At 72.1% G+C, this 6,426-nt stretch carries 6 protein-coding genes and 1 pseudogene; 1 reads left to right on the forward strand and 6 read right to left on the reverse strand.

Going from position 1 to position 6,426, the window contains the following annotated elements; genetic code table 11:
- Positions 1 to 39: 39 nt before the first annotated feature.
- From M8542_RS09725 to rocD, 5 genes are all read right to left on the reverse strand, one after another.
- Complete coding sequence (locus M8542_RS09725; protein ID WP_308210248.1) at positions 40 to 384, reverse strand: darcynin family protein; 345 nt, start codon at positions 382 to 384, stop codon at positions 40 to 42.
- Positions 381 to 1,271: an SDR family oxidoreductase gene (locus M8542_RS09730; RefSeq protein ID WP_257919707.1), complete on the reverse strand. Its 891-nt coding sequence runs from the start codon at positions 1,269 to 1,271 to the stop codon at positions 381 to 383. Before M8542_RS09730 ends, M8542_RS09725 begins: the two co-directional genes overlap by 4 nt.
- A 95-nt stretch (positions 1,272 to 1,366) precedes the next feature.
- The gene (locus tag M8542_RS09735; protein ID WP_257919708.1) at positions 1,367 to 2,944 is read right to left on the reverse strand and encodes a glucuronyl esterase domain-containing protein; all 1,578 of its coding nucleotides are present in this window, start codon (positions 2,942 to 2,944) and stop codon (positions 1,367 to 1,369) included.
- 100 nt (positions 2,945 to 3,044) lie between these two features.
- Positions 3,045 to 3,965: a GDSL-type esterase/lipase family protein gene (locus M8542_RS50310; protein WP_257919709.1), complete on the reverse strand. Its 921-nt coding sequence runs from the start codon at positions 3,963 to 3,965 to the stop codon at positions 3,045 to 3,047.
- Entirely contained in the window at positions 3,962 to 5,149 is a 1,188-nt protein-coding gene (gene rocD, locus M8542_RS09745) for an ornithine--oxo-acid transaminase (protein WP_257919710.1), read from the reverse strand. The genes M8542_RS50310 and rocD overlap by 4 nt, the downstream gene beginning before the upstream one ends.
- 72 nt (positions 5,150 to 5,221) lie before the next feature.
- Between rocD and M8542_RS09750 the strand changes: the two genes are divergently transcribed.
- Entirely contained in the window at positions 5,222 to 5,983 is a 762-nt protein-coding gene (locus M8542_RS09750) for a methyltransferase (RefSeq protein ID WP_257919711.1), read from the forward strand.
- On the opposite strand, the pseudogene M8542_RS09755 reads toward M8542_RS09750, so the two are convergent.
- Positions 5,980 to 6,426: pseudogene (locus tag M8542_RS09755) on the reverse strand (Crp/Fnr family transcriptional regulator); the annotation flags it as partial. The gene M8542_RS09750 and the pseudogene M8542_RS09755 sit on opposite strands and share 4 nt — an antisense overlap.

Raw genomic sequence — 6,426 nt, forward strand, 5'->3', positions numbered from 1 at the left:
AACAGCAGGAACCCGAGGAGCCTCGTGACCTTCGCGGTACTACGCCGTGACGCTGGCGACCGCGTCGACGCCGTAGTTGTTCGCGTACCCGTTCTCGACGCCGACCAGGATCTCCACCACCTCGAACCAGCGGTCCCAGAAGGGGGTTTCGCGCAGCGCGTCGACCAGGCGCTGGTACGCCGCGTGGTCGGCGGCCTCCCACACCCAGACGTCCGTCACGCGGGCCGAGTAGAACTCCGTGTCGTAGAACCGGGAACGGGCACCCTGCCCCTCGATCGCCGGGACGACCTGGGTGCGGAACGCTTCGATCCGCTCTTCGACGGTCAGGGCCAGCCACTCCGGAGTGGTCTTCACCAGCATGAACGCGGTCAGGGCCGGGGTCACGCGTACGCACCCCCTTCGATGTCCTCGACCAGTGTCGGCCCGGACGGCTGCCAGCCGAGCAGCTCGCGGGTCGCCGTGCTCGAGGCGGCCATGCCCGTCGTGAAGAACCGGCCGACGAACCCGAAGTGCTCCGCCGCCCGGCCGGGCTCGATCGACACCACCGGCACGTCGAGCGCGTGGCCGACCGCCTCGGCGATCTCCCGCGTCGTCACCGCTTCCTCGGCGACCGCGTGCAGCCGCGACCCGGCGGGCGCGTGCTCCAGGCCGAGCCGGACCAGCCGGGCCGCGTCCGGGCGGTGGACCGCCGCCCACGTCGTGGTGCCGTCGCCGGGGTAGGCGGACACGCCGTGCTCGCGCGCCGCCGCCGTGATCGACGCCAGGAAGCCGGGGTCGCCGGCGCCGTGGACCGACGGCGCGAACCGGACGCTCAGCACCCGGACGCCCTTGTCGACGTACTCGAGCGCGAGGTTCTCGCTGCCGCCGCGCATCGAGCCGGGCCCGACCGCCGGCGACACGTCGGCCTCGACCGCGGGCCGGTCCTTGACCAGGCCCGCGAGCGCGCCGGCCAGCAGGAACGGCCGGTCGGTGCCGGCGAGCGCGCCGGCCATCGTCTCGACCGCGGCCCGCTCGGTCCGGTTGTTCTCCGCCGGGTTCGCCCAGTCGTGCTTGTTGGCGAGGTGGACGACGGCCTGGGCGTCGAGCGCGCCGTCGCGCAGGCCGGCCAGGTCGTCGAGGTCGCCGCGCCGGACCCGCGCGCCCTTTTTGGCGAGGGTCAGCGCGGCGGCCTCCGTGCGGGCGAGGCCGGTGACTTCGTGCCCGGCGCCGAGCAGCTCGTCGACGACGGCGGTGCCGATCCACCCCGTCGCTCCGGTGACGAACACGTGCATGGTCTTGCTCCTTCTTCGGGGGAACTCGGTACGAGTCCGAAGTTAGGAGCCGCGGCACTACTCGTGCCACGCAACTTTGGCAATCGACAGTTGCGTCAGCCGCAAGTCACCGTCGTGCCGGCGCCGGTTCCGGTGCCCTGGTAGCCGAACTCCGTCGACTGGCCGGGGGCGAGGCTGCCGTTGAAGCCCACGTTCGTGAACCGGACCGAGCCGGTGTCGCCGCTGCGCCCGGCGTTCCACACGCTGGTGATCGCGGCGCCCGCCGGCAGGGCGGCGGTGACCGTCCAGCCGGTGATCGCCGCGGCGCCGGCGGTGACGCGGACCGTCGTGACGAACCCGCCCGTCCACTGGTTCACCGACGCGGTCGCCGTGCAGGCGCCACCCGGCGGCGGCGTGGTCGGCGTGGTCGGGGTGGTGGGTGTCGTCGGGGTGGTGCTGCCGCCCGGGCCGTCGGTGAGGACCGGTGTCGTCCAGTCGCGCCACTCGGCCAGGTTCCCGGCCTTCTTGGCCGAGATCCGGAACGTCCCGGCCGCGCTGCCGGTCTTCAGCAGGAACTTCTGGATGTTCTGCTGCAGCGGCGTCCGCCATTCCGGCCGCGACGCGCAGTGCGTGCCGTCCTGGACGTCGGACCAGTAGCTGATGTTCTCGCCCGCCCCGAGCGCCTGGTAGACCTCGGCGCCCCCGAGCGCGGCGACACTGCCGGACCGGGCGCCGAGCCAGTCGATGTGCGGGTTCTCCATGAGGAACAACCCCCGCGGCGCGACCATCGCGACCAGTTCGTGGGTGTCCACCGGCAACGCGGCCGGGTTGCCGGTGTACGCGCCGAACGCGTCGCCGAACCACGGCTGCTCGCCGTAGGCGTTGCTCAGCGGCTGCGACCCGCTTTCGCCGGGAATCCCACGCAGGATCGGGGCGCCCGCCGTCCCCGACTCGATCGGCATGGTCAGCGCGACGCGCTGGTCGAGCGCGCCGATCGCGAAGGCGCTCTTGCCGTACCGCGAGCAGCCCGTCACCCCCAGGGCGTCCGCTTTCAGGATCCGGCCGCCGGACTGCTCGACGACGTCGATGAGCCGGCTCACGCCCCACGCCCACGCGGCGAGCAGCCCGGTGCTGCTCGACGAGCCGTACACGCCGTAGAACGCGCCCTGCTTGTTGTTGCGTGGCGTGCCTTCCTTGCCGACGGCGAGCGGGTCGTAGGTGATGACGGCGGCGCCGGCCGCTTTGATGGTGGCGGTGTCCGCGCCGAATCCGCCGACCACCACGACGGCCGGGAACGGCCCGTTCCCGCTGGGCAGTTCCACGCCCGCGGAGAAACTGGCGCTGCGGCCGTTTTCGGTCACGTTCACCGTGATTCCGGTGGACGACACCGTGCCCGTGACGGTGGCCGGTTTCGCCGGCTTCGTGCCGTAGATCGTCCGCTCGGCGAGTTTCTTGATCTCTTCCCGCCGGCACCGCCAGTCGGACTTCGCGGTGATGCGCGTACCGTCGATCCGCTTGAAGGGGTCGGGAAATTTCGTGCTGGCGGGCCAAGAAGCGGGCACGGAGACCGGGCAGTCGGCGCCGTCGTCCTCGACGGCCGAGGCGGCGCCGGAGGCCAGCGTGACGACCCCGCCGAGGCCGATCGCGGTGGCCGCCAGCAGGATGAGGGCAGGACGAAGCCGACGAGCGCGCACCGGGATTCTCCCTTCCGGGGAAACGGAATGAAGAAACGGTAGAACTGTTCGGAATCCGGCGTCAAGAAGAAAAGGACCTCCGAAACTTTCGAATAGCGGCCTATTTCGAAAGTTTCGGATTCGTGTGGGGGAGCAGCGCGGCGAGGTGCGGCCGCAGCCGCCGCGCGATCAGGCGGTAACCCTCGGCCCCGGGGTGCAGGCCGTCGGCGAGGAGCCCGGCGTCGGCCGGGCCGAGGATCGACGGGCCGGGCACGACGGGCAGGCCGTGCGCGGCGCCGGCGACCTCGGCCCGCACGTCGGCGAGGGTGAGCCCGAGCGCGTTGGGCTGCCGCTCGCGGCCGGGTGCGTGCAGGGGAGTGGTGAGCAGGATCGGGGTGTCCGGGTGGCCCTCGCGTATCGTGCGGACGAAGCCTTCCAGCGCGGGCCCGAGCGAGCGCGCCGAGAAGGACGCGGCGCCGTGGATGTTGACCCCGACGCACAGGCTGATCACGTCCGCCTCGGTGTCGCGGATGTACCGGGCCACCACGGGATCGAGGTGGCACTCACCGGCGAACCCCAGGCAGCGCAGCGACCAGCCGAGTTCGGAGGCCACCAGGGCGGGCCAGGTTTCGGACGGCCCGGCGGCGAGCCGGCACTGCGTGATCGAGCTGCCGTAGGCGATCCAGCGCGGCCCTTCCGGCACCGGCGTCATTTCCCCACGCAGCCGGAACTCGCCGAGGCTGACGGGGCTCGACTGCGGCAGCCAGATCCGGACGCGCTTGCGGCCGCCGGGCAGGCCGTCGACGTGGACCGTGGGCGACCGGCTGACGAGCTCGCCGTCGACCACGACGTCGAGGTCGCCGGTGGTCGTCACGTCCCAGGCGAAGCCGCGGGCGTCGGTGTCGAACTCCAGCCGCACTCCGGCGGGCATCCGGGCGACGTCGTCGAGCCGCGGGTGCAGCGGCCCCGCGGGCAGCCGGCGCGGGACGAGCCGGCCGTCCCGCTCGACGAGTTCGGCGTGCCCGCGCAGGAACTCCTTCACGAGCTCAGCTCCGCGGCGAGCTGCGTGACGGCGTGCCGCAGGTCTTCTTCCTCGATGACCAGCGGCGGTGCCAGGCGGATCGTCGAGCCGTGGGCGTCTTTCGCCAGCACGCCGCGCCGCAGCAGCCCCTCGCAGACGTCGCGTCCGGTGCGGCCGGCGACGTCGATGCCCGCCCAGAGACCGAGCGTGCGTACCTCCCGGACGTTCGGCAGTCCACTGAGGAGGCCGGCGAAGACCGCACCCAGCTCCGCGGCCCGGCGCTGCGGTTCGCCGGTCGCGAGCTTGCGGACGACCGCGGTGCCGACCGCGCACGCCAGTGGGTTGCCGCCGAACGTGCTGCCGTGCCGGCCCGGTCGCAGGACGCCGAGGACGTCCCGGCGGGACACCACCGCCGACAGCGGGACCAGGCCGCCGCCGAGTGCCTTGCCGAGCAGGTAGACGTCCGGCGTCACCCCGAAGTGTTCGCAGGCGAAGGTGCGTCCGGTGCGGCCCAGCCCGGCTTGGATTTCGTCGGCGATCAGCAGGACGTCGTTCGCGGTGCAGGCTGCGCGGACGGCGGCGAGGTAGCCGTCCGGCGGGACGAGCACGCCCGCTTCTCCTTGCACCGGCTCGATCAGCACCGCGACGGTGTCTTCGGTGAGGGCGGCGCGCAACGCGTCGGCGTCGCCGAACGGGACGGTGTCGAAGCCGGGGGTGAAGGGGCCGAAGTCGGCGGTCGCGACCGGGTCGTCGGAGAAGCCGACGATGGTCGTCGTGCGGCCGTGGAAGTTGCCGCCCGCCACGACGATCCGCGCCCGCCCGGCCGGGACGCCCTTGACCGTGTAGCCCCACTTGCGGGCGACCTTGATCGCCGTTTCGACGGCTTCGGCGCCGGTGTTCATCGGCAGCACCAGCTCCATGCCCGCGAGCGCGGCGAGTTCGGCGGCGAACGTCGCGAGCCGGTCGTGGTGGAACGCGCGGCTGGTCAGGGTCAGCCGGTCGAGCTGCTCGTGGGCCACCGACAGCAGTTCCTTGTCGCCGTGGCCGAAGTTCAGCGCGCTGTACCCGGCGAGCAGGTCGAGGTACCGCCGTCCGTCGACGTCGGTGACCCAGGCGCCCCGCCCTTCGGCCAGCACGACCGGCAGCGGGTGGTAGTTGCGCGCGGTGCTGGCTTCGGCGCGGGTGATCTCGTCGGTCGTGCCCATGAGCAGCATTGTAGCTAGAACTTCAGAGCACGCAATATCTGTAGTAGTCACTACGCGCCGTATTGTGACGCGATGAGTGAAGACTCCTGGGCCGCGCTGGCCGACCAGTTCGCCGACGAGGCCTATGCCTCGGTGAAGGGCCGGGTGCGCACCTATGTGCTGCACCGTCAGCTGCTGGAGCACCTGCCGCCCCGGCCGGCGACGGTGCTCGACGTCGGGGGCGGCGCGGGCCACCAGTCACTCCCGCTCGCGCGTGCCGGCTACGACGTGACGTTGCTCGACCCGTCGGAAGCGATGCTGGCCAAAGCACGGCAGCGGCTGGCCGGCGAAGACGTGACGTTCCTGCACGCCGCCGGCGAGAACGCCGAAGAAGCGGTGCGGGGCCGGCGGTTCGACGCCGTGCTGTGCCACGGCGTCCTCGGCTACCTCGAGCGGCCCGAGCCGCTGCTCGATCAGCTGTGCCGGTGTGCCGCGCCCGGCGGCATCGTCTCGATCATGACGGGCAACGCCCACGCGATGGCGGTGCGACCGGCGCTGGAGCAGCGGTGGGAAGATGCGCTGACGGCGTTCGACACGACGACGGAAGTCGGTGTGCTGGGCGTGCCGGCCCGCGCCGACACGGTGGAGCAGTTGAGCGCTCTCCTGCGTGACAACGGCGTGGAACCGGTGAGCTGGTACGGGGTCTGGCTGTTCGTCGACTGGCTCGAGTTCGGCGGCGCCGCACTGGATCTCGCCGACGCGGAGCGGGTGGCGGCGGTCGAGCTCGAAGCCGGCCGCCGCGACCCCTACCGCGGGCTCAGCCGCGTCTTCCACCTCATCGGGCGCAAGGGCTAACGGCCGACCTCCACGTGGTCGAGGACGCCGAGCGCGTCGGGCACCAGGACGGCGGCGGAGTGGTAGCCGCTGACCAGGTAGGACGTCACGGCCTGGTCGCTGATCCCCATGAACCGGACGTTCAACCCGGGCTGGTACTGGTCGGGGAGTTCTTTGGGCCGCAGTCCGATTACGCCGGCGTCGTCTTCGCCGACGCGCATGGCGAGGATGGAGGTGGTTCCGGTGTCGGTGACGGGGATTTTGTCGCAGGGCAGGATCGGGACGCCCCGCCAGGCCATCACCCGCTTCCCGTCCAGGACGGCAGTGTCGGGATAGATCCGGCTGGCCGTGCACTCCCGTCCGAACGCCGCGATCGCGCGGGGGTGGGCGAGGAAGAACTTGGTTTTGCGGCGTCGGCTGAGCAGATCGTCGAGGTCCAGCGGGCTCGGCGGGCCATTCCGGGT

It is taken from the genome of Amycolatopsis iheyensis (assembly GCF_024703995.1).
Classification (GTDB): Bacteria; Actinomycetota; Actinomycetes; order Mycobacteriales; family Pseudonocardiaceae; genus Amycolatopsis; species Amycolatopsis iheyensis.

Bases quoted from the DNA above. Each gene is read 5' to 3' on its own strand.
- M8542_RS09730 (WP_257919707.1), bottom strand. From the start codon at position 1,271: ATGCACGTGTTCGTCACCGGAGCGACGGGGTGGATCGGCACCGCCGTC.
- rocD (WP_257919710.1), bottom strand. From the start codon at position 5,149: ATGGGCACGACCGACGAGATCACCCGCGCCGAAGCCAGCACCGCGCGC.
- M8542_RS09750 (WP_257919711.1), top strand. From the start codon at position 5,222: ATGAGTGAAGACTCCTGGGCCGCGCTGGCCGACCAGTTCGCCGACGAG.